17 protein-coding genes are annotated in these 25,625 nt (G+C 45.7%); 12 read left to right on the plus strand and 5 right to left on the minus strand.

Features of this window, described 5'->3' with window-relative positions:
- Position 1: 1 nt before the first annotated feature.
- The 3 genes from R8N47_RS06850 to R8N47_RS06860 all read left to right on the plus strand — a co-directional run bounded on the left by R8N47_RS06850 (position 2) and on the right by R8N47_RS06860 (position 2,539).
- Complete coding sequence (locus tag R8N47_RS06850) at positions 2-736, plus strand: SDR family NAD(P)-dependent oxidoreductase (protein WP_064354983.1); 735 nt, start codon at positions 2-4, stop codon at positions 734-736.
- An 83-nt stretch (positions 737-819) separates the two neighbouring features.
- The gene (locus R8N47_RS06855) at positions 820-1,824 is read left to right on the plus strand and encodes a hypothetical protein (protein WP_064354982.1); all 1,005 of its coding nucleotides are present in this window, start codon (positions 820-822) and stop codon (positions 1,822-1,824) included.
- 1 nt (position 1,825) lies between these two features.
- Positions 1,826-2,539 (plus strand): alpha/beta fold hydrolase, encoded by a 714-nt coding sequence (locus R8N47_RS06860; RefSeq protein ID WP_064354981.1) that lies wholly within the window; start codon positions 1,826-1,828, stop codon positions 2,537-2,539.
- A 69-nt stretch (positions 2,540-2,608) separates the two neighbouring features.
- Here R8N47_RS06860 and R8N47_RS06865 read toward each other — a convergent pair whose 3' ends face one another.
- The 3 genes from R8N47_RS06865 to R8N47_RS06875 form a co-directional block, all read right to left on the minus strand.
- Complete coding sequence (locus R8N47_RS06865) at positions 2,609-3,694, minus strand: porin (protein WP_064354980.1); 1,086 nt, start codon at positions 3,692-3,694, stop codon at positions 2,609-2,611.
- Positions 3,695-3,871: 177 nt separating this feature from the next.
- Positions 3,872-4,888, minus strand: coding sequence for a nuclear transport factor 2 family protein (locus R8N47_RS06870; RefSeq protein ID WP_064354979.1), 1,017 nt, complete (start codon positions 4,886-4,888; stop codon positions 3,872-3,874).
- 101 nt (positions 4,889-4,989) lie between these two features.
- The gene (locus R8N47_RS06875) at positions 4,990-6,285 is read right to left on the minus strand and encodes an MFS transporter (RefSeq protein WP_064354978.1); all 1,296 of its coding nucleotides are present in this window, start codon (positions 6,283-6,285) and stop codon (positions 4,990-4,992) included.
- A 339-nt stretch (positions 6,286-6,624) separates the two neighbouring features.
- Between R8N47_RS06875 and R8N47_RS06880 the strand changes: the two genes are divergently transcribed.
- Together R8N47_RS06880 and R8N47_RS06885 are read left to right on the plus strand one after the other, a co-directional pair.
- Entirely contained in the window at positions 6,625-8,169 is a 1,545-nt protein-coding gene (locus R8N47_RS06880; RefSeq protein WP_213913621.1) for a sodium:solute symporter, read from the plus strand.
- A gap of 11 nt (positions 8,170-8,180) precedes the next feature.
- Positions 8,181-9,551 (plus strand): L-serine ammonia-lyase, encoded by a 1,371-nt coding sequence (locus tag R8N47_RS06885; protein ID WP_017634477.1) that lies wholly within the window; start codon positions 8,181-8,183, stop codon positions 9,549-9,551.
- Positions 9,552-9,629: 78 nt separating this feature from the next.
- Here the strand turns inward: R8N47_RS06885 and glgX are convergent, their stop codons facing one another.
- A complete protein-coding gene (glgX, locus tag R8N47_RS06890; protein ID WP_017634476.1) occupies positions 9,630-11,621 on the minus strand; it encodes a glycogen debranching protein GlgX in 1,992 nt (663 codons plus the stop codon).
- 446 nt (positions 11,622-12,067) lie between these two features.
- Between glgX and R8N47_RS06895 the strand changes: the two genes are divergently transcribed.
- The 5 genes from R8N47_RS06895 (at position 12,068) to R8N47_RS06915 (ending at position 18,754) form a co-directional block, all read left to right on the plus strand.
- Positions 12,068-13,339: a maltoporin gene (locus tag R8N47_RS06895; RefSeq protein WP_005374784.1), complete on the plus strand. Its 1,272-nt coding sequence runs from the start codon at positions 12,068-12,070 to the stop codon at positions 13,337-13,339.
- A gap of 100 nt (positions 13,340-13,439) precedes the next feature.
- Positions 13,440-14,249: a MalM family protein gene (locus R8N47_RS06900; protein WP_064354976.1), complete on the plus strand. Its 810-nt coding sequence runs from the start codon at positions 13,440-13,442 to the stop codon at positions 14,247-14,249.
- A 316-nt stretch (positions 14,250-14,565) separates the two neighbouring features.
- Positions 14,566-15,072 carry a hypothetical protein gene (locus R8N47_RS06905; protein ID WP_017634473.1) on the plus strand — a complete coding sequence of 169 codons (507 nt, stop codon included), beginning with the start codon at positions 14,566-14,568 and terminating at the stop codon, positions 15,070-15,072.
- A 120-nt stretch (positions 15,073-15,192) separates the two neighbouring features.
- Positions 15,193-16,806 carry an alpha-amylase family glycosyl hydrolase gene (locus tag R8N47_RS06910; protein WP_064354974.1) on the plus strand — a complete coding sequence of 538 codons (1,614 nt, stop codon included), beginning with the start codon at positions 15,193-15,195 and terminating at the stop codon, positions 16,804-16,806.
- Positions 16,807-17,137: 331 nt separating this feature from the next.
- A complete protein-coding gene (locus R8N47_RS06915) occupies positions 17,138-18,754 on the plus strand; it encodes an endonuclease (RefSeq protein WP_064354973.1) in 1,617 nt (538 codons plus the stop codon).
- Positions 18,755-18,853: 99 nt separating this feature from the next.
- Here R8N47_RS06915 and pulA read toward each other — a convergent pair whose 3' ends face one another.
- Complete coding sequence (gene pulA, locus R8N47_RS06920) at positions 18,854-22,843, minus strand: pullulanase-type alpha-1,6-glucosidase (protein ID WP_064354972.1); 3,990 nt, start codon at positions 22,841-22,843, stop codon at positions 18,854-18,856.
- Positions 22,844-23,389: 546 nt separating this feature from the next.
- Between pulA and R8N47_RS06925 the strand changes: the two genes are divergently transcribed.
- Both R8N47_RS06925 and R8N47_RS06930 read left to right on the plus strand, forming a co-directional pair.
- Positions 23,390-24,586 carry a tetratricopeptide repeat protein gene (locus R8N47_RS06925; protein ID WP_053303913.1) on the plus strand — a complete coding sequence of 399 codons (1,197 nt, stop codon included), beginning with the start codon at positions 23,390-23,392 and terminating at the stop codon, positions 24,584-24,586.
- A 527-nt stretch (positions 24,587-25,113) separates the two neighbouring features.
- Positions 25,114-25,560, plus strand: coding sequence for a helix-turn-helix transcriptional regulator (locus R8N47_RS06930; RefSeq protein ID WP_005374797.1), 447 nt, complete (start codon positions 25,114-25,116; stop codon positions 25,558-25,560).
- The last annotated feature ends 65 nt before the right edge of the window (positions 25,561-25,625 follow it).

Raw genomic sequence — 25,625 nt, forward strand, 5'->3', positions numbered from 1 at the left:
TATGTCGAAACTTGCCTTAGTCACAGGCGGCAGTGGCGGACTGGGTGCCGCCATTTGTCGCAAGCTAGCTGCATCGGGATATCGCGTAATTCTGACTTACAACAGTAATCAGAAAGCGGCCGAGGATGTGCTTTCTTCGCTGCCACGTAACGAGCATCTAGCATTCAAACTGAACGTGGCAGATTCTAGTGCGATTGAACAGCTTAAACATCAAGTCAGTGAAATAAGCGACAAGCTGGATCTGTTGGTCAACTGTGCGGGGATGACGAAATTCGTCGCGCACTCTGATTTGCAAAGCTTAGATGACCAGCTGTTTGACCAAATATTCCAAGTGAATGTTCGTGCGCCTTTTGCCATGGTTCGAGCGTTTGAGCCTTGGCTTAAGCAAGCCAATGGTTGTGTGGTGAACATTACTTCTATCGCGGCACAGACTGCGATGGGGAGCAACATTGCTTACTGTGCAAGTAAATCTGCCGCGGAGAACATGACCCGTTCTTTAGCTCGCGCTCTGTCTCCCGAGGTTCGCGTTTTGGCTGTTGCTCCAGGGCTTGTCGACACTGAGTTTGTCAAAGGCTTGGATGACGCATGGCGTAATCAACAAGAACAATCCACACCGCTTAAGCGTTTAGCCAATGATGAAGAAGTCGCTCAAGCCGTGTACGCCGCGGCAGATCTTCTGACCTTCTCGACAGGCAATACCATCGCGGTTGATGGTGGGCGACCTTTAGGTCTGTAACACACTTTCGGTCTGTAACTAACTTTAGGCTTGTAACTAACAATTCAAAGGCTAGGTCCAAACAAGGACAACAAGGATTTACAATGACTCTACAATCTAAAATGAATAATAATCTGGTCCGCTACATGGAACTGATTCCGGGTACGAGTGCGTTTATTGATGCGCGCACGCCAGGCAGTGATCTGAAAGATAACTTCTGCATTATCGGTGCTGGGGTGGCAGAGAGCAGTCGTCAGCATGTTCATATTCGCGATACGGCGGGCTTTAATATTGGTGCCGCAGGCCAACCGCCGGGCATCAAAAATTCGTTACATTCTCATCGCACCGCTGAGCTTTTCTTGGTGTTCAAAGGTCAGTTCCGTTTTTATTGGGGGAACGATGGAGAGCATGAGGCGGTGTTGTCTCACGGTGACGTCATCTCGATTCCAACCAATCTCTTCCGTGGATTTGAAGTGGTTGGCCGCGATTACGGCTTTATGTTCTCGGTACTTGGCGGCGACGATTCAGGTGGCGGCGTTATTTGGCATCCAAACGTTATTAAAGACAGTCAAGGTTATGGTTTATACCTCAAAGCCGATGGCACACTCGTGGACACCATTAATGGCGACCCGGTGCCACAAGAATCAGAATTGATGCCGCTGCTTACCGAAGAAGAGCTCGCGACCTTCGATACCTACACCGCAGAAGAGATGATGCCATTTGTCGCTCTGCAAAAAGATTATCGTGAAATCAAAGGCGATTTCGGCGGAAGCAACGTGAAACAATACGCCTTAACGGGTCATCCTTTGGCGAGTTATGACTTCCAAGTAAAGAGTGAAGATGAAGTGAGCATCATGGCTTATGAGCTTTCTGAAGGTGGCTCGATTCCTCAACACTGCCGAGAAGAAAAACAAGTGCTTATCAACTTTGATGGCGATACTGAAGTGGTCCTCACGCATCAAGGCGAACAAGCGAGTGTTGTTTTAACGCGCGGTGATGTGCTGAATGTTCCAGAAGGTACGTCTTATTCACTGACGAACTTGCGTGGTAATAGTTTGACGTATTGCATTCTTGGGTCTGATCAACCAAAGCCGCTGGCAGGAGAATAAAATGACACAACCCACCTCGTTAGTTTGGCTACCCGGACTACTTTGTGATGGCACATTGTTTGAGGAAGTCAACCGAGCGTTGCCAAGTTGGGTTGAGCCTTCATGCCCGACGCTGGCCTCATTGCCGTCAATGGAACAGCTGGCGCAGAAAGTGTTGCAAGACGCACCGCAGGAGTTTGTCTTGGGTGGCTTATCAATGGGTGGGATTCTTGCCTTTGAGGTGTACCGTCAAGCGCCAAACAGAGTCAAAGGCTTGATCCTCATGGATACCAATGCAGCAGATGAAAAGCCAGAGGTGACACAAAAGCGTGATGCACTGGTTAATCAGGCATTAAATGGTGAGTTTGAACGCATTACGCCTGACACTCTGATGCCTGTGCTGATTCATCCAAGCCGTTTGCAAGACAAAGCGTTAACTGAGCGTATAGAAGGCATGGCGGTCAATGTAGGTTTGGAGGCATTTGAAGCACATGCTAAAGCGTTAGCAACTCGCCCGGATGCTCGACCTTTATTGGCGGACATTCAAGTTCCTACGTTGGTGATAACAGGTAAAGAAGATAAGCTTTGTCCGCTAGACAATCATCTGCTCATGGAGAGATGCATCCCAAACGTCACGCTTCATGTTATCCCTGAGTGTGGGCATCTATCTACGCTTGAGCAGCCTTTAATTGTTAGTGAAGTGATGACTACTTGGCTTCAAGATAACTTTGCTTAGTGTTGATAAGAACTTCATCACTCACCACCTTAAGGTTACTTGGGTATAGGTGGTGAGCGATGAGTATTATCAGAAGTAGTAGCGAATACCTGCCGCGAATTGATCATCACGGTTTTCGAATTTGCTGCCATCGTACTGATCTTTACCTAGGTCGAACTGGTATTCAGTCCAAACTAGGAATTTGTTCTTCTGGAAGTGGTATTCAAGACCAGGAATCAGCAAGTTACGCTCGTAGCCTTGTGTCTCGTCACCGCGATCTTCCATGTAGTTGTAGTTCAACGTTGGGCGTAGGCCGTTATCGAAGTGGTAGTAAGTGTAGATTTCGCCACCTAGGGTATCGAACATTACGTCCGTACCGCCTTGGCTCACTGCTTCCCAGTTTTCGCCAACGTGGAAAGTCGCACCTGCGTAGAAGCCACCGTTGCTGTAGTTTGCGCCCAATAGCATGATGCGCATGTTGTCGCCGTTTTCTACGCCAACCACGCTTGCGTCTAAATCAGCAACTTCATTTTGATGGTAAGCCGCACCAAGTGTTACGCCATCAACCGGTTTGTAAGTGATAGACGCACCCATGCCGTTTTTCAATGAGGCTGTCGCATTGCTTGCTAGAGCAACATCTTCACGCGTGGTTTGGTAAGTAAAGCCGTAGCTCACTTTTTCATTGATTGAATTACGGTACGTGATTGAGTTTTCTGCACGACCAGCACCGGATGCGATACCCCAGTCAGCTAGGTTGTAAACACCTGAGCCACGAGTACCGAATACACGACCTAAATCGGTGTACCATGCTACGTCGTAGAAGATAGACCACTGCTTAGTACCTGCAGCAATCTTGCCGTATTTTTCGTGATCAACACCTGCGTATAGCAAGCGGTCGTAAATGTTGTCACCGTTCGCGCCAGAGTTGTAGCCCCATTCCGCGTGACCGAAACCAGTCCAGCCGTTATCCAGACCCATTTGGCCTTTCAAACCGAAACGTGAGCTGCCGCTGTTCCATTCGCCGTTGTCATCACCGCCACGGTCTTGGTAGCGAAGATCGAAACGGCCATCGATGGTTAGGCTGTCGCCAGCGTCATTAACAAAAGTGTGTGCAGCAAAGGCTGAGCTAGAAGTAAGCGCTGCTAAAATCACTGCAGAAAGGGTCGACTTTTTCATCATCAATCTCATTATTCAGGGCGCAGAAAGCCACCGTGCGTTCATGCCCGTTTTGAATAAGGGTTCTATCTTGAGGTTGTGCCCCATCCTTGAGGCACGAGTTGGGAGCATGTCGCCTGAACCGAGAGGGGATTCAGGCAACATAAAGGCGGGTTGACAATCCGCCCCTAGGACTTCTTATAGAGAAGGGTTTAGGATCTGTTGAGTACGCTCGAATACGTCTAGACCTTGCTGTTTTAGCCAGTAAGGTAGGTCGATCAGTACCCAGTTCTCAGATAGCTTGTCGCCGTCACGGTAGTAAACGTCAACCACTTGCATGTCTGCACGTACTTCACCACCTGTCATACCTAGGAAACCACCGATTGGCGTGTTAGATAGGTTTGGCCAGCCGAAGAAACAAGAGAAGTTACCTTCTGCGAAACGACATACGTGGCCATTAAACTTCTTGTCTTTCAGGTTGTTACGGAACGGCAATTGGTGCTGCTGTTGGTAACGAGGGATTGTGTAAGACGCACCGATACCACATGGACCGTACCAGATCATGTCTTTAGACCAGCTCTTTTCAAGAACTTCTGGTGGGCAACCCATAGCGCCGCTGTCGTTTAGTGCAGATAGGTCATCAACCATCTTGTTCACTAGTGCTAGTGTTGCTACGCCTTCTTCTGGTGCTGCGTCTTCGAACAGTAGGCCGTCGTGGTTACGAGGACCAGGGTATACGAAGTGCTTACCTGTTGATGGTGGTAGTGGGTAACAACCCGCTTGGTCCATTGCACCTAGAAGGTCTAGGAATAGGCCAGTCTTAGTGATCTTGCCGTTTTCAACACAGTTAAATTCTGCGTAACGGATGTTCATGATCTTGCCAGTTGGGCGCATGCCTAGGTATTCAGCGTCGAATAGACCCATGAAGTGACCCATGCTCATTACCCAGATTTCACCTGATGTTACTTCGTTCTCACCACCGATGAAGATGTCTTGACGACGCTGCATGCGAGTCATTGATTTCATCAAAGGAGCCCAGAAAACGTCAGCCGCTGCTTGAGCGCCTTGTTGTTCACGGAATGGGTAAACACCACGCCATAGGTAATCTTCTGAAGTGTGTGCTTTTAGTACTTCTGCCACGTTCTCGTGAGTTGCGTTTTCCATTGCGCTGAAGTATTCACGCACAACGTGTTTCGCTTCTTGATATTTAGACATAATAAACTCTCTTATTTGCTGTCGAGTCGGCTTTGGGAACAGGACTCGAAATTAAGTTTTTTCATCCGGCCGGGGAGCCAGCCGGAGTTTTTGAAATTCAGTTACGCTTTTGCTGCTTCGGCTTTTTTGCTCTTATTGAACACGCCGCCTTTTAGTGTCTCTGGCAGTGATAGCCATAGAAGACCAGCAAGGATCCATACGATTGGTGAACCCCACATTGCGGTTTGTAGGTCGGTACGCTCTTGGATGAAGATAAGTACCATTGGTGCCCACATACCGAGGATACGACCGCCGTGGAATAGCGCTGCGCCGTAGCTACGTAGGTGTGCTGGGAACAGTTCTGAGAAGTAACCACCCCATACCGCTGAAGAAGACAGACCGAAGTTGTAAATCAGACCAAGTAGAGCCAGCATGTTTAGGCCGCCAATCACCATGTCGCCAGGTGCAACAAAGAAGATTGAAACCATGATGCCCGCTAGGATGAAGCCAAATGCGTTCACCTTACGACCGAATTTGTCAGCTACCCAACCCCAGAACCACGCACCAAACAGTGAACCAAATGCTGAGATAGAGAAGATGAGACCGATGGTTGCACCGTCGAACATACGCACATCACGTAGGTAAGTGGTTACGAAGCCACCAAAGAATTGGAAACCGTAGAAGTTAAGGCCAGCCAGCAATAGACACGTTAGAGTGATCTTACGGTAAGGCTTACTTAACATTTCGCCCCAAGAGCCTTTTTTCGCTGGTGCATTTGATTCTTCTGCCTTTGCTTGCTCTTCTTCACCGTAAGCGATCACTTTGCTGTCGTTAGGTAGTACAAAGATCATGACTACAGCGGCTGCCAATGGTGGGATACCACCTACAAGCATTAGGCTTTCCCATGGTGCATCGATGCTTGCAATAAACGCTGCATACGCACCCATTACCATCAGTGCTACAGAGAACATAGAAGACGCGAATGCCGTCAACTTACCACGTACCGTTGGCGTAAATAGGCCGATCATTAGGCTTACTGCCACGGTGAAGTAACCACCCAGTGACAAACCAATGATGAAACGCATTGCTGCCCATGTTGTGTAGTCGGTGAACATCATATTGATGATCGTTGCGCCACCGTTTAGGGCTGTGATGGTAATAAGAGTGGATTTCTTACCAAATTTTGTTGCGAACCAAGCACAGCTCAATGCACCGATAAGTGCACCAACCGACTGCCATGTATAGAACTGGGCAGTGTCTGACAGGCTAATACCATCATACGCTTCAACGATGTATGGGCGTACGTAGTCAATAATTACAAAGTTATAACAATAGAAAAAGTAACCAACCAGTATCGCTAGATAGGCAGCTACCCTTTGAATCATAGGAACTTCGCTCATGTGTCTTTTGGCATTCATGACCGATAAACCTCTATTTCACTTAGGATTTGTTGCTATTCAAACTTAAAGAACACGATCTTATTGGGATCATCTTCGATTTCGTGTCGTGGTGAATCATAGTTTTTTTAAGGTCATTAGATCCGTGATCAATATCAATTTTAAAATGAATGCGTACCCAATTAGTGGTTTTTAGTGATGGGAGTCTCATTAAATCGGTCTTTTTGGCATTTTTGAATATATAACCGTCTATATTGGTGACTATAGTCACAGTTATGGCGGGATTATCGTTTAGATATGCTTTTTTAAAGTAATATCCAAGCACAAATAATTAGCACCCAGAATTATGGAAACCCTGAAATGGTTACGTACTCAAGTTTTGTGGTGATTGCGTTATACGTGTTAATCACCATATTAATCAGCTATTTAGTGAATAATCGCTACAGCAATGGTGGCGACTTTTCTACGGGTGGAAAGCAATTTGGCTGGTTTACGGCAGGTGTTTCGATACTTGCGACTTACATTAGTGCGATGACGTTTGTAGGGATGCCAGGTTGGGTTTATAGCTCTGGCATGGAAGCGATGAGTATTCACCTTAACTATCCCATCGTTATCTTTTTCACTGTTATTTTCTTTGTGCCTGTCTTTTATAAGCTGGGTCTGACTTCGATTTATGAATATCTTGAGCACCGCTTTGGGGTGTATGCAAGAACCATCAACTCGATTGTGTTCATTGTGGTTCAATGTATATCTGCGGGTGTGATTCTGTATGCCGTGGCGCTGATCTTAGTGCAAGTTCTGCCTATCAGTATTTCTGAAGCCATTATCTACATCAGTATTTTCACCGCTTGCTATACCTATGCGGGCGGAATTTCCACGGTTATCTGGACCGATATGTTGCAATCTGCAGTATTGGTAGCAGGCAGCATCGCTATCTTTGCCATTCTAATGACAGAGATTAATGCGGCAGATTACCTTTCTCGTAATCACCTGAATATCATCAACTTAGACTTTGATTTAGGCGTAGATACCACACTCTGGGCTGGCGTGGTTGCCGTGAGCTTTTTGCATTTGAGTGTGTACGGCACCAACCAATTGATCATCCAACGCACGTTAGCGACGAGATGTGAAAAGACGGCGCAGAAGTCGATGCTGTTGTGTGGTTACGGTGCATTTTTTGTGTACTTATTCTTCGCGGTACTCGGTGTTCTTTTGAGTGTTTTCTATCAAGATCAATCGTTTGAAAACAGCAACGAAGTGATTTTGGATTTCGTCTTCAACCACACTAACCCAATCGTCGTTGGTTTGATCATTTCCGCATTGGCGGCGGCCGCCGCAATGTCGACCTTGGATTCTACCTACAACTCAATGGCGACCGTCGCAACGTTCGATATCTACAAGCGTTTCGTTCGCAAAAGTGCCGATGATGAGCACTACGAAAAAGTCGCAAGAAAGATGAGTTTGCTCGCTGCGGCTATGGTGGTAGTGCCAGCTCTTCTGGCGGTATCGAATGAATCGGTACTCAAAACCATCGCTAGTCTGACTTCTATCTTTGTTGGTATCCGTCTGGGTTCATTCGTGCTTGGTTTATTCTGGGCGAAAGCCAATGAGAAAGGCGTGATCGTTGGCAGTATCATGAGTGTGATTGCGGTGTTTACTGCCATGTATCTCGACGTGGCTTGGCCGTGGTTCGCGCCAATTGGTACGTTTGTCTTCCTTTTGTTTGGTGTGTTAGTGAGCCGTCGTTGGGGCGCTGTGACTGCCGAGCAACAAATTTTTATCAATAATCAAAAACATCTTTTTGCAAAGCCAACCGCAAGCCATTACGGGCTGTTGGTGTTCGCCGTGGCGACCATCGCTGCTTGTATGGTTCTCCCTGATTGGCTTTATGCTGCATTGTCGTAATAGGTAAGTTTATGCTGTCCATCTTTGATATTTACAAGATTGGTGTGGGTCCTTCTAGCTCTCACACCAATGGTCCAATGATCGCGGGTTACCACTTCACTCGTTTGATTGAATCTAACTTGGCAAAAGTGGTTCGTATTCAAGTTGATTTATACGGTTCACTTTCGTTAACGGGGATTGGTCACCATACAGACCGTGCGACCATTTTGGGTCTGTTGGGTAACAAACCAGATACCATCAAAATCGCTTCTGCGAACAAAGCGATGCGCAAGGCGATTGAAGAGGGCATGATGTCTGTCGATGGCCGTCATGAAATCGAATTCAACTACAAAACGGACATGTTGTTCCATGAAGAGAACCTTCCTCTGCATGAGAATGGAATGACGATTACTGCGTTAGATGCGCACGGCAATCAGGTTGGGTTTGAAACTTACTACTCTATCGGTGGTGGTTTCATCGCAACGGCGGATGAACTGCAAAATGGCAGTGCGACTGCTCCCGTAGAAGTTGAGTTCCCATTCTCCAGTGCAGACGAAATGTTGGCACAGGCAGAGAAGAATGGCATGAGCCTTGGCGGCATGATTCTGAAAAACGAACAAGCGTTTCAGGATATGGAAGCCATCAATCAACGTGCAGAACAGATCTGGCGTGTGATGACGCGTTGCATGGAGCGTGGTTTCGAAACAGAAGGCATCTTGGATGGCGGCTTGAATGTGACCCGCCGTGCGCCTAACTTACTGAAGAAGCTTGAAGCAAATGAAGCAATCGAAAACGATCCGATGGAAATCATGGATTGGATTAACCTGTTTGCTTTTGCTGTGAGTGAAGAAAACGCGGCTGGTGGACAAGTCGTAACGTCGCCAACTAATGGTGCGGCGGGTGTGATTCCTGCGGTATTGATGTACTACCATCGCTTCATCAAAGAGCTTGATACTAAACAGCTTAAAGACTTCCTTGCTGTGTCCGGTGCGATTGGCATTTTGTACAAAACCAATGCGTCTATTTCGGGTGCCGAAGTAGGTTGTCAGGGTGAAGTCGGTGTTTCTTCTTCTATGGCGGCAGCTGGCTTGACCGCGCTACGTGGTGGCAGCAATGAGCAAATTTGTATTGCGGCTGAGATTGCCATGGAGCACTCACTAGGCATGACTTGTGACCCAATCGGTGGCTTAGTGCAAGTACCGTGTATTGAGCGTAATGCAATGGGCGCAATGAAAGCGATCAATGCATCTCGCATGGCATTAAAGCGTAATAGTAAATGTCTGATCTCGTTGGATAAGGTAATTGAAACCATGTACCAAACGGGCAAAGACATGAACAAGAAATACCGTGAGACGTCACTGGGTGGGTTAGCTTTGATTCACCTAGCGCCGCCTTGCGAATAATGAGTTAGGCACATCTAACCAACAAAAAAGCCGAAGCACTGAGATGCATCGGCTTTCCTTTTTTGGAGCGTTTATAACTTAGCTATGCGTTTGCTCACCTTTTGGTGTGCTTTGGTTTGGTTGATAGTGCAAAATCACCATCGAGGTGGGTGACAGCAAGACTTCGCCTTCAGCATGTCCTGGGTTGAGGTTACGTACGTTTGTATCACAGATCGTCACCCATTCTTGCTTTCGCTCATTGGGGAGCTTAAAGCGCGCTGTGGCGTTAGTTTGGTTGATGAGGTAAACCAGCTCTTGTCCTTCTTTACCGATACCAAGGTGAAGTGCGACAGAGCTTAAACGGTTCCAATCATCGTGCTCCATTAAGCGACCGTCTGTACGGCGCCAGAAAATACGGTTGTTATTGCGATTCTCGCCACTGAAAGCTCGGATAAATGGCACCATGTATTGATTTCGGTTGGCGACCATTTGTGACATCCATGCTTTGAAATGTTGCTTACGTTCTGTCTCTTCCCAGTTCAGCCAACTGGTTTCGTTATCTTGGCAATAGGCATTATTGTTACCGCCTTGGGTGTGAGACAGAACATCAGCAGTGAGAATGTGTGGGATACCGAAGGCAAACAGCAAGCTAGCAATAAGGTTGCGTTTTTGCTTCTCACGCGTGGCGATGATCATCAGATTTTCGGTCTCGCCTTCAACACCGTAGTTTTCTGAACGATTGTCACCGTGACCGTCGCGATTTTCTTCGCCATTGGCTTCGTTATGTTTGTGCTTGTAAGACACTAAATCTTGCAGTGTGAAGCCATCGTGATACGTGATGTAATTTACGGTGAGTTTGTATGGCCAGTTCGCTGCACTGTAAATGTCACGAGAGCCCATTAATCGAGTGGCAAACTCTTTTAAATAGCCTTGATCACCGCGCCAAAAACTGCGGGAAATATCACGCAGTTTGTCATTACATTCGTTCCAACCAAATGGAAAGTTACCCACTTGGTAGCCATTTGGACCAATATCCCAAGGTTCGGCAATCAATTTGGTTTCACGCAAAATTGGGTCTTGCGCAACGGCTTTAAAGAAAGCTGCTTCTGGGTTGTAATCATCGCCCTGTCGACCTAACGTTGCAGCCAAGTCAAAACGGAAGCCATCGACTTTAAATTCGCTAACCCAGTAGCGCAATGTATCCATCACAAGGTTTAAGGCTGGTTGGTAGGTGAGATCCACTGTATTTCCGCAGCCAGTGTAATTGGCGAAGTGGTTGCCATGTTTGATGTAAAAACAGGAATCGAGGGCCTTCAGGTTGAAAATTGTAGGCCCTTCACCACCTTCAGCAGTGTGGTTGTAAACCACGTCGAGAATCACTTCGATGCCGTTTTTATGCAATTCGCGAATTGTTGTTTTTAATTCCGTAACGGCGTCTTGTTCTGCGTAGCGCGGATCGGGCACCATAAAGAGATAAGGGTTGTATCCCCAATAATTGACCTTTTCCATCTCTAGTAGGTGAGGCTCATGCATGCATGCTGCGACAGGTAGCAATTGCAGCGTGTTGATGTTTTGTTGTTCGTAAAAGGCCAGCATTTCAGGTGATGCAAGACCTAAATAGCGCCCCCTCAGCTTGTCCTCAACCTCTGGGTGGCGTTGGGTAATCCCTTTGACGTGCGTCTCAAACAACACCATCTCTTCTCTGGGTATACGCGGGTGATCCGTGTTTTGCCAGTCAAAATCATCTTCGATAACGACGCACTTCGGCATATCGAAACTTTTGGCTGGAGAGTACGGAGGGTGATAGTGGAGGGCTTTATCTATTGATTTTGCGTACGGATCAGAAATTAACAGTGGCTCTTCCTTGTGGGAGACAAGGTAACCGTATTTTTGCCCCGGCTTAATATCTGGAATAAAAGTATGACGTATGCCAGCGTATTCATTCGGTAAACCGTGAAGCTCGTAGCTGCCATCGTCTGCAAACAATGCCAGTTGAATGTCTTTTACGCCTGGAGCATGAATAGAGAAGTTACAGCCTTCTTTATTCAATGTTGCGCCCAGGGGGTAGGGGCGAGAGAGAAGTCGTGTCATCGGAGATACTTTATTTAATATTTATTGCTACCTTTAGGAAACTATAAGTTAAAAACTTTGTCTTACTAAGGTCAACCACCCTAAATATAAAAATATTCGTGTAATTTAATTACTTTATGTGACGGCTTAGAGTCAAAAATATGAAATGGCTATCACTTTGTAGCGGCTCAAAACCGAACAAACTTACTAATTCCTCCCTAGATTGGTGATCTGACTCGAAAAAACACCATTCGGTAAATTTTCTACTCCCTTCTCATCCCCCTTAAATTAGTTTAGGGCGGAGGAAGTCATCCTTGTACGCCTCGGGTAATCTCACAACTGTTGAAACAAACGGGGATTCGTTCCCATCTTACCTCTCTTTCTTTAGGTGTGTTTTTACTGCCTATATTCACCTAAAAGAGTGAGCAGGGAAGACAGAATTATAAATACCCTTAATGGAGTTAAGAATGAAAAAAGTAAGTGCAATTGCTGCTGCTGTAGCTGCAACTTTAGCTGCTGGTTCTGCATTCGCAGTGGATTTCCACGGTTACATGCGTGCTGGCGTTGGCGTGAACGCTGACGGTGGTCAACAATTAACATTCGAAAAGAACAAGATCGGTCGTCTAGGTAATGAAAGCGATATCTACGGCGAGATTCAACTAGGTAAAGAAGTTTACAACAACAACGGCAAAACGTTCTACGTAGACTCTATGGTTGCAATGACTTCTAACGGTTCAAACGACTGGGAAAGCACTTCTGCTAACTGTGGTTTGGATAACGGCGAAGTGAAATGTGTAGACGATGCACAATTCGCACTACGTCAGTTCAACGTTCAAGCTAAAGGCCTACTAAACTTTGCTCCTGAAGCAACGCTTTGGGCAGGTAAACGCTACTACCAACGTCACGACATTCATATCTCTGACTTCTACTACTGGAACATCTCTGGCGCGGGCGCTGGTGTTGAAGGTATCGAAGCTGGTCCTGGTAAAGTTTCTTTCGCTTGGGTTCGTAACGACCGCGGCGATATCGCAGACCCAGGCAACGATGGTGGCGCAACAAACGTAAACACTCTAGACGTACGTTACGCAGGTCTTCCTCTATGGGACAACGGCTCTCTAGAAATGGGCTTGAACTACGCAATTCTTAACGAAACTGACGCTGCGCCAAACGGCACTAAAGATGCGAAAAACGGCGTAATGTTCACAGCAGAATTGACTCAAGGTCTAGACGCTGGTTTCAACAAAACAGTGCTTCAGTACGGTACTGAAGGTTACTCTAAAACAATGGCATTCTACGGCGACGGTAGCTGGTACGGCGCAGAAGCTGACAACGGTGCATCTGGTTACCGCCTAATCAACTGGGGTGTAATCGGCATGGGCGACAGCTGGGAAATGGGTCACCAGTTAGTGTACGGTGTTGGTGAAGACATGTGGGCTGGCCAAGACAAGTGGGAAACAATGTCTGTTGTTGTTCGTCCAATGTACAAATGGGATGACAACCACAAAACTATCTTCGAAGCTGGTTACGCTATCGACGATAACGACGGCGAAGAAAACAAATACGGTAAGCTAACTGTTGCTCAAGCATGGTCTGCTGGCTCTAGCTTCTGGGCTCGTCCTGAAATCCGTGTTTACGCTTCTTACCTAACGGCTGACAAAGAAGACAACTCAAACACATTTGACAACGGTCGTTCAGACGATACGTTCCAGTTCGGTGTACAAGCTGAAGCTTGGTGGTAATCATCTAACCACTAAGTCCTAAATTGTCCTAGAATGATACAGCCAGAACTTATCTGGCTGTATTTATTTAAAAAACAATAAAGAGTCGAGGTAGACAGTAATGAAAAAATGGCTTGCTCCCGTACTGCTGGGCATGTTGGCTACTGGTTGTGCGTCTGTAGAACAAGTAGAGATGAGTCCAAAAGGTCAGCAACAAGTGATCACGCAATCGCGTGATATTCAATGGGTACCGCTTAACGTGCCTGTGGTTACTGAATTCGCTTTGACTGATAAAAGCCAAATGTTGTTGGATGGTAACAGTGCTGGCGCTATTGCAGCGTTTGCTCTTCCAGGTAACCGTGGCAGTCTCGATATCAAATTAGAGACATTCGTAAGTAAAGAACTTCAATTTTATGCTCCTAATGTCGCAGTGATGAACTCGGCAGGAGAAACCATTTACCAAGCAGATTTTTCAAAGTTTAAGTACGAACCAGCAAAACTGTTGGACAACGATAAATTCGTACTTGATCTCAATGTGATTCCAGACATGACAGGTAACGATCTGCATGTGTTGGTTTACACGACTTCCGCCGATCTAAAAGGAAGTACACAAGTTTTACACCCTGCAAAAGCCTTCGCCATGGCGCGCCACACTCAGCCGCCAGATATTGCAGACCCTCTAGCGAAACATAGCCCACTCGGTCAGTTCCGCTTTTCGGTATCCGCGAATGATATTGTGAATACTAAGATTGTTGCGAAAAACGACAACATTCCCCAAGGTACGGACCTTACTAGCTACTACTACAGCTCAATTGAAGCAGCAGTCGCAGCGAATGATATTCCGAAAGCGCTCACTTTGCTTGATGAAGCAAAAGAGCTGGGTATCGAAGGTGCACAACAAGTGTTTGTGAAAGCCGTAAATAGAAAATAATCAGATAAAAAAGGTCAGCGAAATGCTGACCTTTTTCATAGAAAATAAACCAATAAAAATACCCCTACATAGAGTTACCTTATTCACATAATTATTTTTATTACTTTGTTTTTTATATAGGTTGGATCAATAATTAATGGCAGTTCCTAACTTATTTTTTGTACTTAGGAAATAAACAAACTTCTCGAAGTGATTTAAATTCGCAATCTGACGATATTTATTTGGCGTTTGATATTTCCATTTTAATAACGATTAATATTTCTTTTAACCGTTGAGTTTATTTTGCTTTGGATATACTAAAAAGGAATTACGTGAAATGAACATGATGAAGACCTCTCTTGCTGCTGCCCTACTTGTTGCCTTAGTAGGTTGTCAATCGACGGCAGAACCTGAAGCGGCCACAGAGCCAGTTGTTAATATGTCTCAAGACGAAGTGGTTGCTTTCATGAAAGCGTGTGACAACCCAGACAGCACGGCGAAAGGACCTATTTCTAAACCACTATTTGTGGTGGGTACTTTTGCGGATTCCGATTGGAAACACGTGCCTCAGCGTCAATACACCTACAAAGGGAATAATTTCTACCAAGCCGTGGTTCAAGAAAAAGTAGGCTCCTACAAAATGCAGTATGCGACCGAATTATGGTTCCCACAATTTACCGCAAAAGGTAATCGAATGAACGTTGGTGAATTAACACCATTAACATTTGGTGGTTACGGTACGGATACTTCGGTTGATATTAAAGAAGATGGTAAATATGTATGGAGTCTTCAGTTTGAAGGAAAAGGCAAACCTGTTCATGTCATGGTAAATAAGTGCCAATAATATTCCATTCAATTATTTAAAATCTATTTTTATTTATTAACCCCTGCATGAAACACATGTCGGGGTTAATTTTATTACTCAAATTTCCGTAGTTTATTTGAGTAAGTTAGGGAGAATAAAATGCGTAATATCCTACGTAACCATCGCCTGTCTCGATCGTTGCTTGCGTTAAGTGTGATTGGTGCTTTATCTGCGTGTAATTCTTCTGGTGGTGGCGACACTAATAGTAGCACTCCGCTACCGGATACCAGTTATGCTTGCCAAGCCAATGTCATGGCGCAAAGTAACCAACTTCGTACTTATCAAATCATGGTAGAGAGTTTTGTAGATGGTGATGCGAGCATTGGTCACGGTACAGGTTATGGCACCAGCCATCATAACGGCGATTTGCAAGGAGTGATTGATTCACTCGATTACATCCAAGATTTAGGGATGAACGCGATTTGGTTGACGCCAGTTTTTGAATCGGAAGCGATAGCGGGCCAAGAACACTGGGCCGATCGTCTGGATGCCACGGGCTACTTTGCTACGGATTACTTCACCATTGATCCACGTTTTGGTGATTTAGAAACGGCGAGAACCTTGGTCGATGAAGCACACAAACGCGGTTTGTACGTGTTTTTTGATGGCGTATTTGGCCACCATAAGAATGGTTTGATCAAACCATCTCCCTCCGGTTTGTTGCCATCGGGATCGAGCAACCCCGTTGATTACCCAGCCAGTCTCGATTTCTACAAAGAAGTGGCAACGTATTGGATCAAAGAACTGAAGATTGACGGCTGGCGTTTAGATCAAGCCTATCAAGTTCCGACAGACGCTTGGACACAACTTCGTAAAGCCGTCGATGAAGCCTCACAAAGTGTGACGTACACCAATAGCAAAGGCGAACAAGTGAATCCGTTGGGCTATATGGTGGCAGAGATTTGGAAAGGGGAGTCTGAGATCGCGAATGAGGCGTATGGATCGAACAGCGATCCAGCATTGTGCTCTGCGTTTGACTTCCCTATGCGATATCGCATCGTTGAAACTTTGGCCGTGAATGAGAGCGGCGTGGGTGGTCGCGGTGCGGATTGGTTAGACAACGGCTACAGCACACACAACCAATATCCAACACATGCGCAGCCGAATTTGATGATCGGCAACCATGATTTAGTGCGCTTTGGTGACTTGTTACAGCGCGGAAATTTAGCGGATGTGAATGATGTAGAATATTGGTTACGCCATAAAGCTGCATTTGCTTTCCAAGCGGCGTACACCGGGCCAATCACGTTGTACTACGGTGATGAAATCGGGGATCAAGTGGATGGTTTTGCCGCAAAAGAAGACAACAGCACCTGTGCCATTCAAGGTTTGTGCGATGATCACGTTGCGCGCAGCAGTGCGAAAATTGAAGGCGTGACGGCGACGCTTGATGCAAACCAAGCCGATCTCAAATCTTATGTGACATCGCTGATGACAATGCGCGATGCGCATCCTGCACTTTATCAAGGGTCACGCACGAATTTAGTTGCGAGTAACGGCAGTTATGTGGACTTGAAACAATCTGGTTCGGACAAAGTCTTGTTTGCGCTAAATACCTTAGAGAGCGCTAGAAGCGTCACTCTTACTCAGGAGAGTGTTGGTACTGGTGAGTTGGTGGATTTGCTCACGAATGAAAAAATTACTCCGAGTAATGGTCAATATCAGATTCTGATGTCGCCACTACAAGGACGATTCTTTGCGGTAAAACCTTAAGGAATTATCCAGAATTGATGCTCACCAGTTGAGCTGACCACAAGCTTTCTTATAAACAAGCCAAGTGTTGTTGCTGACCCCCATAGGCGCACACTTGGCTTTTTTCTGTCTGTTTTACTTTTCCCTTAATGGTTTTACGACGATGTAGCCAACAAGTTGCTTCGCTTTTTGTATTGGCGTTTGTTTTCAGCAGATGGATATTTGTGAGATAAGCTGCACATTAAAAAGTAAATTAACACTTGTGCAACGTAAAAATGTGACTGAAGGATTATTTATGCCCCACTAATATGTTTATCGTGTCTGGGATTTATATAACTAATGGAAAAGTATAATGAAATCCATAACGAACTCCCTCTGTCTCCTTGCTGCTGTTAGCTCTCCGTTTGCATATAGCCAAATTATCAACGGTGACTTTGAACAGTGGAATGGCAATGTACCTACGCAGTGGTCAGAGATTGACGCGGGCATTACAGTGTCGCCAAGCAGCGAGCAAATCAAATCGGGTGGTCTGGCTGCCCAGGTCGTCGTGAATACAGGTACCCAAAGCAACACCGACTTTTTGCAAACCATTAATGTGGAGCAAGGGAAAACCTATCCGTTTTCTGTCTCGGTTTATCATACCGAAGGAAATGTAAAAGCACGTCTGGTGGTTGATGGTTATCACAATTACTCGAACCCACAACAGATAAACCAGTGGCAAGAGCTCGCGCACAACTACACAGCGAGCTCGAACAAGACCATCAACGTCGGTTTGCGTTTTTACGATGAAGCCAGTTTTGATGGCTCAGAAGTTGTCTACGTCGATAATTTTCAACCGACTGAGACGAGTACACAACCTCCTGTAGAAAGTTGTAGTGATCACCAAGTGGTCTTGACTCTCACAACCGATAACTATGGTTCAGAAACTAGCTGGACGTTAAAAAACAACCAAGCCGAAGTACTGTTTTCTGGTCAGGGATATGAGTCAGCAACCACCATTGAAAAGAGCATGTGCTTAGCTGACGGTAATTACCAATTCACGATTCAAGACGAGTATGGTGACGGCATTTGTTGTGGCAGTGGCGCGGGGTCGTACATTCTGACTGAGGGAGATAAGACTCTTGCTTCTGGCGCTGAATTCTCGAAAAGTGAAACCACCGATTTTAACTTAGGTGACACAACCACGACCCCACCAGTGGTTGATGGTTACTATCAAGCGGCATCTGGTAAGACGGGATACGCTCTAAAAACAGCGTTGTTTAACATTATCAATAATCACTCCAGCCGAGGCTATTCTGCGGTCTGGACCTTGGTAAAAGATGCCGATATTGATCGTTATTATGAAAATGATGGCTCTATTCTCGATATGTACTCTGAAAAGCCATCTGCTAGCGATACAGTAAGCTTTACCAAAGTCACAGACCAATGTGGCCAATACAAAACGGAAGGGGATTGCTACAACCGTGAGCACTCTTTTCCGAAAAGCTGGTTTGGCGGTAAGGTTGAGCCGATGAACTCAGACGGTCATCACTTGTTTGCAACTGATGGTTATGTAAACGCGAAGCGCAGTAATTGGCCATTTGGTGAAGTGGGCACCGCGACCTACGTGTCTAGTAATGGCTCTAAACTTGGCCAAGCAAGCACTAGTCTGGGCTACTCCGGTACGGTGTTTGAGCCGATCGATGAGTTTAAAGGCGATTTTGCTCGTGCCTATTTCTACATGGCAACCCGCTATGAAAATATTGTAGGTAACTGGGAAGGCAATTCAAGCAATGCGGATGCTGTCCTTGATGGTTCAAGTTCAACGGTTTTTGAACCTTGGATGTTAAACATGCTGAAACGTTGGCACAAAAATGATCCCGTTAGTGAAAAAGAACGAAACCGCAATCAACAAGTGTTTGATTTTCAGGGCAATCGTAATCCATTCATTGATCATCCTGAGTTTGTTGAACAGATTTGGGGAAACTAACACCTTTTTGATTTTGGTATCCACCACCTAGTGACGCCAACAAAACAAAGGGGAAGCGTGATGCTTCCCCTTTTTCATTACGGATGTTTTTAAATGAAACTAGTTTTTCGTTACCGTCACGATTGGCGCCGACTTGTCAGCCGCGTTGAAGTGGAAGTTGTAATTTCCTGCTTCTGCAATCGCAATTTTCAGGTTTGCACTACCGCCACCGACTTCCATCGTTAGCGCTTTACCAAGCTCAACACTGCCTTCGCCACCGAAGTTGGTGTCTGCTGCCCAGTCTGCGCTCGCAACTTTCATCTCGTAGTTGCCCGCCGCTAGGTCAATGTCTAGCGAATAAACGTCATTTGCAACATAGCTGAACTTCGCTGTTGAGTCTTGTGCTGGAGCATCCCATGTAGTGATAGTGCCACGTAAGTAAAGTGCTGTTTCACCGAATGTTGGTGCATCTGCTGACTTGGTCACTGACACGACCGGTTTTTCTACGCTTTCATCTTGAACATGCAGCGCGTTCAGAGTGAAGTTGTACTTACCTGTTTCAGCAACAGACAGCTTACAGTTACCTTCTGAACCTAATTCTAGTGAACCAGAAGCTATATTCGCAGCATCACAACCGATGTTTGGATTTGCCCAACCAGAGTCCGCGAATTTGAACTCGTGTTCACCAGCTTCAAGAACGCCAGTTACAGAGTACATACCGTTGCCAATAAAGGTCATCGCCCAATCACTGCTATCAGACCACTCGTTCATCGTGCCTTTCACGTAAACAACGGTTTCGCCGTAAGGAGGAATACTCGATACGTCTTTGTTATCCGTGTTTACTGGTAGGCCAGCACCTTGCGCGCCGTTTTGTGGCTGCACGAATACCGCTGTTGTCAGTGCTGGTACTGTGAACGTTTCATTGGTGAAGCTTGCACCTTTGACGATGTCATCCGCAGAGTTTTGTTGAACTTCATGTAACTCGAAACCAGTTGCGCCAGCAACTTTGAAAGATTTCTCAGTTGATGTTGAGTTCACAACGGCCACGACAGCATCGTAGTTCGAATCTAAATCGGCACCCGCTGATGTACCATCGTCGATAGACATCACAATCAAGCCTTCCACTTGGTCTTTCCCTACGTTGCGGAAGTCCACACGGTTCATCACTTCTTGCGCGGTATCTAGGCGGAACAGTTCGCTTGTGCTACGGATTTTTAGTAGCTCTAGGAATTGTTGCTTAGTCAGCTCGATGTCGGTTGAATCTGGTTTCGCCGTGCTGTCACCAACGATGGTTTTGATCAGCTCCCAGTTTGCACCGTCTTTGTCTTCACGTGGTAGACCAACGTTCCAGTTATTGTCGCTTCCGTCGAAGAATACACGGTTGAACCAGTCACCAGAATCGTACGAGTCGCGCTGCATAGATTTAGAGCGCAATAGCTCAGAACCCATGTGGATGAATGGAATGCCTTGACCAAGCATCACCGTTGATAGGGACACAGACTGCATACGTGCACGCTCGGCAGATGAAGTGCCTGTCGCAATCTTGTAGGCGTTGTTATCCCACAATGTTTGGTTGTCGTGCTTAGACACGTAAGAGATGTTCTCTGATGGCACTTTTGTGTAGCCTGCAGGCGCACCATTGTAATCAACGTTCTTACCCAGCTTGGTTTCGCCTTTGTAATCAAGAAGGATGTAGTCAGCCAAGTTACCAGCCATACCTAGACGAACCAGATCTTGGTTGTGTAAACGACCATTCACCGACTCTGCGTCAGTTTTGGTTTCTTCGTTAGGGTAAGCGGCGTTACCAAAGCCTTGGTTAAAGCGAAGTGGGTGCTTACCTTCAGAATCTACACCGCCATCAAACGGGCTTCCGCCACGAACTGCGTCACGCAGACGATCAGAGAAAGTACCGATTTCTGTCCCCGCCATGTTGACTTGTGTCGCCTGATCGAAGCGAGCGTTTTGCGCGACTTCACCAAAGTCCCAACCTTCGCCGTAGAACAAGGTATTCGGGTCAATTTCACGGACTTTTTCAAGTGCGTAAACCATCACATCTTTCGGCTGGTGGCCCATAAGGTCAAAACGGAAACCATCGACTTTATAGTCATCCGCCCATACCATCAATGAGTCAACCATTAGTTTACCCATCATCAAGTTCTCGGTTGCGGTGTTATCACAACAGGTTGAGTTTTCGACGCCGCCAGTGTTGACGTTTAGGCGGTGGTAGTACCCAGGGACAATCTTATCCAGTACTGATTTTTCGTTCACACCAGATGCATTTGTGTGGTTGTACACGACGTCCATGACCAGTTTCAGATCCATTTTATGCGTCGCTTGAACCATTTCGCGGAACTCAAGAATACGCTTAGACCCGTTAGGATCGGTCGCATAACTGCCTTCTGGCACGGTGTAGTGGTAAGGGTCATAACCCCAGTTGAAGCTGTCTAGCATGCGAAGATCGTTCATCAACGCTTGTGCTTTGCCCGTTGTTGGGTCGTAGCTATTTAATACCTCTTCAATTACTTTGCCGTCATCTTCGGTCTCACAAATGGAGGCTTCTGGCTTGATGCCACAAAGTTTACCCACGGTGTCGGTGATATCGACTCGCTTGTCAGCGTCTTCATCCACGGTTGCAATATCAAACGCAGGCAGGATATGTAGCGTTGTTAGGCCAGCATCTTTCAAAGCTTGTAAGTGAGATACAGACTCACGCTCAGGTTCTGTAAGCGCCAGATATTTGCCATCAAGACTTGGTGTGCCTTTGCTGTCGTTAAAGCTGAAATCACGAATGTGTGACTCGTAAAGGACGTGGTCTTCGTCTTTTTTAACCGTTGGGCGTGCGTAGTTTTTCCAATCTTGAGGCATTAAGCTTGGATCATCTAAATCAACCACTTGCGAGTATCGTGAGTTCTTAGACAAGCTCATTGAATATGGGTCTGTTACCAAACGCGTTTCAACGACGCCAGTTGTTGGGTGGTATACTTTAACTTGGTAGCGATAGTATTTGTTGACAACGTTGCTTTGTGCCTCAGAAACCCAGATACCTGTTGCTGGGTCTTCCGTCATGGCAACGGTCGCTTCTTCTGCTAAGTTTGCATCGTAGATTATCAGATCAACATCTTGGGCAGTTGGTGCCCATAGTTTGAAGGTTGCGGCACCGCCTTCCACAATCGCACCGAGTTCTTGACCGATCGCGTTACCTGCCTTGGAATCGGCAAACACCGCATCCAAAACGCCCGGCTTTTGCATTTCAGTTGCAGAAATGACGTCACCATTTGCGTTGTAAGCCACCATAACAATTTGTGACTTCAGGATCGTACGCAAGGTCGCGTCATCGACATCGATACCCGCAGCTTGAAGGCTAGCAAGGTGACGGAAGCGTGATTTCAGACCATCAGACAACTCACCAGCTTTTGTCAGCTCAACGGCTGTACCGCCAGAGATTTGCTTGTCTTCATCCATTTTGATGTCATTGCTAAGGCTGTAGAACAGCTTCATGGAATCCGCACTGGTCGCCGCTTCCCATGCGATGGTGTTGGCGTCTAACCAATGGGCTTTTTGACCATCAATATCAACAGGGCGCTCTTCTATTGGCTCGTAGTAAAGTTCACTGCTGCCGTGGAAGCCAAACAAACCTTTCGATTCGCCGATTTTCGTCAACTCTACTTTTGAGTTTGCGCTGCCGAACGCTTTCTCATCACCTTTGTGCAGAATGAAGTTCATGCATTCGTGTGGGTCAGAGGCGTCAGGGTTTATTTTCAGTACGTAGTAAGCACCGTAGGTGTCGTTGATGCCATCGAATGGGTGTGGCGCAGACCAATCCGTTCCTGTTCCCGGAATGCCCATTGCGTCTAAATCTGTGCTGGTACAGCCCTCACCGTTCCATAGGTGCAAGCCCCAACCTTCGTAGTCGCTTGCTGTTGAATCTGATGCTACATCACGTTTGTAATAAATGACGACTTCGTTCTCTCCCGCAGGGTACAAGCCTGAGCCAGGGTTCGTCGTATCTTCGTTCGTGCTATCACTACCACAACCGCTGATTACCGCGACGGAAATCAAAGGCAGTACGGTTTTGGCAATTGTTGATAATTTAAATGTCTTATTGTCCACGTTTACAAATCCATTGTTATTGAATTGATATTGAGCTGCGCGCTGCCTTCGCTGACTCAATCATCAAGAAGGTTTTGCACACGCTAGAAAGGCAGATGCCAAAAAAGGAAATGTTCAATTAGATGCTAATACACTGAATCATCAGCAAAATGTGAGAGCAGGCTGTTAAGTTTTTTACAGGTGCAAATTTTCTGTCACAGTCGATTTTGTTCACAAATTAAATAATAAAACAGGCGCATAGTGAGAGGTTCTGCACATCATTAAAATGTGAATTTTTATGGGAGGAGTAAGGGGGGATGATAGGGGATGAGAATGTCTCAGCCCCAAAACCGTGATTAAGTTCTATAAAAATGAGGGCTATATTTTTCTTTTAAAAATAAGTTGCAGTGATGTTGAATAAAATACCGCCATTAAGTCTTCGCAAGCTTCAGATTTTCGCTAAGTGGTCGTTATATAATGAAGGTAGTCGGCGTTACGTCGGCGCGTAATCATAAGATTTCCCTGAAAGGGAGTTGAATTGGGCCCTGAAACCAAAAGAGGCTATTTATGAGTAGTATGGGCATTGCCATTGCGGCAACTGGCCTTTCACTCGTCCTGATATTTGTGTGGATGATCTCGTTGTCGATGCGGAAACAGAGACTCGAGGCAGAGAGGAAAGCTCGCGAAGCCGCTTATCGAAAGGCGATGCATAAAGCGCGAGAGCAAGAGCGTAAAGAGCGAGAGTTCAAAGCAGAAACCGGGCATATCCCCACCATTTTATTTCTAGCGAAAGAAGCCGAAAAGGACAACATTCGTCAAGCGCTGTATTGGTATGATAAAGCCGCTAAACTGGACAATGTGACGGGGATGTACGGCATTGTTCGCTTAAGTGAACGCATGCGCGAAGATGTGATTTTAAAAGAGCAGGCAAACTTCTGGCGTACCGCAATTGCGGGAATGGAAGGGGATACCGAAGCGAAATTTTCGACGGGCAAGGCCTTGGTCTTTGGTCGAGGAACTGAAAAAAATATCCCAAAAGGTAACCAACTGATTGAAACTGCCGCCGAAGAAGGCTGCATTGATGCCATGATTTATATGGGGGAATGGCAGCTTTCACCAGATAATAGTGCAGGACGCAGTGCAGATGCGCTTTACTGGTTTATGAAAGCGGCGGAAAAAGACAGTGCGGATGGCAAAATCCAAGTCGGCTTATGTTACCTAAATGGCATTGGTACAGAAAAAAGCATGGTTAAAGGTTGCTACTGGCTGGAACGGGCCGCGGAAGGTGGCAGTGCTAAAGCGATGTATCATGCTGGCGAAGCGTGGAAGGATAAAGGTAAAACGGGTAATACAATTGCTTACGTTTGGCTGTTTCTTGCTGCTAATATGGGCTACCAACCTGCACGTACGTTGCGTGATGAAGTGGCAACCAATATTGGTGTTGATGTTGTCGTTGGATTGCAGTCCATAGCGAAGCCGTTGCAAAGAAAGCTGGCCTCAGGAATGGTTAGAAAGCACTCTATTATTCGAGCCCTTAACAAAGTGTACAAACGCGAAGCGTATTTTCCTGCGGAAGAGGAGCTCAATGCGGTGTTGAATGATGAGAATAAAGACGTCTCCGAAGCTTGGGAGGAGACATCAACACTAGATTTTCAGCCTAAGATGACAACGGTAACAGCAGAAGACCAGGCAAGCACATCGCCTAACGAAAAAAAACTCTCTAAAGATGCGCTCGATTTCACTCAAAACTTCCTTCAGCCATAACCTATCTTATCCAGAAGCCTCAAGATTGAGGCTTTTCTTTTGCTCTTTTGCCAGTATCTCTATCAGTCACGACAACAGAATGTAAACTTACTTAAGCAGTCATTTTACTGATGTGCATACTATTTATGCGATTTTTCAACATATTTTTAGTACTTAACTTAGATGGGATCTGTGTACCTTAAAAAAGAGGTTTTTCCCTCTTTATTTACTTCCGCTATTGGGCTTAGATCATTGATAGTAATAATGATTGAAGCGCAATGCTTGATGCCCCGATTTATAGGTGAATAGTACTCATTACTTTATCTAATAATGTAAATTAAAAAATGTATTATAAATTTTAAATTGTTCTTTTATATTTAGGTGTCGATTATTGATTTTATGATTAATTAGGCGCAAGATAACGTAAAAATAAAATAGCATAGTTAATATGCAGAATTACACTAGGAAGTAACTTTTTCATTACATGTTTCATAATAAATAGAGATAATTTTTTATCTCTGTTTTTTATTTATATTAGAGATTTGTGTATGTTGAGAATCATTAGTGCAGATAAATTTATCTCTTCAAGGTTTATCTTAGAGTACAGTAAGGCTGAGTTCGCTTCTTTATTAGGTGTTTCCGTCGCTAAAATAAGTAATATTGAAAGTGGAAAATCTTCAATCCCCCCGGTGTATGATTACGCCATTAATTACTTGTTGAGTGAACATCCATTTAAAGATAGTGCTGTTGATGCTTTATGTTCTCATGAAACGTTAAACTTTGCTCGTCGTATTGACGTCAATACCAAAGTAAAACGCTTGTCCTGTAAGCGTTGCGATAGCCGTAGACTGCACGTTATGGCTGGCATGAGTGGCTTGTATTTTGTCGAGTGCATGGATTGTAAACACACTATGTACTCGTCAGGCATGTCTGTAAAACGTTATCAGCAATGGTCGAATGATGGAGTCAAACTAGATAGTCATTTATTTAATTGAATTGTGTTTCCTTTGCACCTAAAGTAAAAAGCCATCAATACATGTGTTGATGGCTTTTTTATTAT

It is taken from the genome of Vibrio sp. 2132-1, assembly GCF_033344315.1.

Bases quoted from the DNA above. Each gene is read 5' to 3' on its own strand.
- R8N47_RS06850 (WP_064354983.1), top strand. From the start codon at position 2: ATGTCGAAACTTGCCTTAGTCACAGGCGGCAGTGGCGGACTGGGTGCC.
- R8N47_RS06855 (WP_064354982.1), top strand. From the start codon at position 820: ATGACTCTACAATCTAAAATGAATAATAATCTGGTCCGCTACATGGAA.
- R8N47_RS06860 (WP_064354981.1), top strand. From the start codon at position 1,826: ATGACACAACCCACCTCGTTAGTTTGGCTACCCGGACTACTTTGTGAT.
- R8N47_RS06865 (WP_064354980.1), bottom strand. From the start codon at position 3,694: ATGAAAAAGTCGACCCTTTCTGCAGTGATTTTAGCAGCGCTTACTTCT.
- R8N47_RS06870 (WP_064354979.1), bottom strand. From the start codon at position 4,888: ATGTCTAAATATCAAGAAGCGAAACACGTTGTGCGTGAATACTTCAGC.
- R8N47_RS06875 (WP_064354978.1), bottom strand. From the start codon at position 6,285: ATGAATGCCAAAAGACACATGAGCGAAGTTCCTATGATTCAAAGGGTA.
- R8N47_RS06880 (WP_213913621.1), top strand. From the start codon at position 6,625: ATGGTTACGTACTCAAGTTTTGTGGTGATTGCGTTATACGTGTTAATC.
- R8N47_RS06885 (WP_017634477.1), top strand. From the start codon at position 8,181: ATGCTGTCCATCTTTGATATTTACAAGATTGGTGTGGGTCCTTCTAGC.
- glgX (WP_017634476.1), bottom strand. From the start codon at position 11,621: ATGACACGACTTCTCTCTCGCCCCTACCCCCTGGGCGCAACATTGAAT.
- R8N47_RS06895 (WP_005374784.1), top strand. From the start codon at position 12,068: ATGAAAAAAGTAAGTGCAATTGCTGCTGCTGTAGCTGCAACTTTAGCT.
- R8N47_RS06900 (WP_064354976.1), top strand. From the start codon at position 13,440: ATGAAAAAATGGCTTGCTCCCGTACTGCTGGGCATGTTGGCTACTGGT.
- R8N47_RS06905 (WP_017634473.1), top strand. From the start codon at position 14,566: ATGAACATGATGAAGACCTCTCTTGCTGCTGCCCTACTTGTTGCCTTA.
- R8N47_RS06910 (WP_064354974.1), top strand. From the start codon at position 15,193: ATGCGTAATATCCTACGTAACCATCGCCTGTCTCGATCGTTGCTTGCG.
- R8N47_RS06915 (WP_064354973.1), top strand. From the start codon at position 17,138: ATGAAATCCATAACGAACTCCCTCTGTCTCCTTGCTGCTGTTAGCTCT.
- R8N47_RS06925 (WP_053303913.1), top strand. From the start codon at position 23,390: ATGAGTAGTATGGGCATTGCCATTGCGGCAACTGGCCTTTCACTCGTC.
- R8N47_RS06930 (WP_005374797.1), top strand. From the start codon at position 25,114: ATGTTGAGAATCATTAGTGCAGATAAATTTATCTCTTCAAGGTTTATC.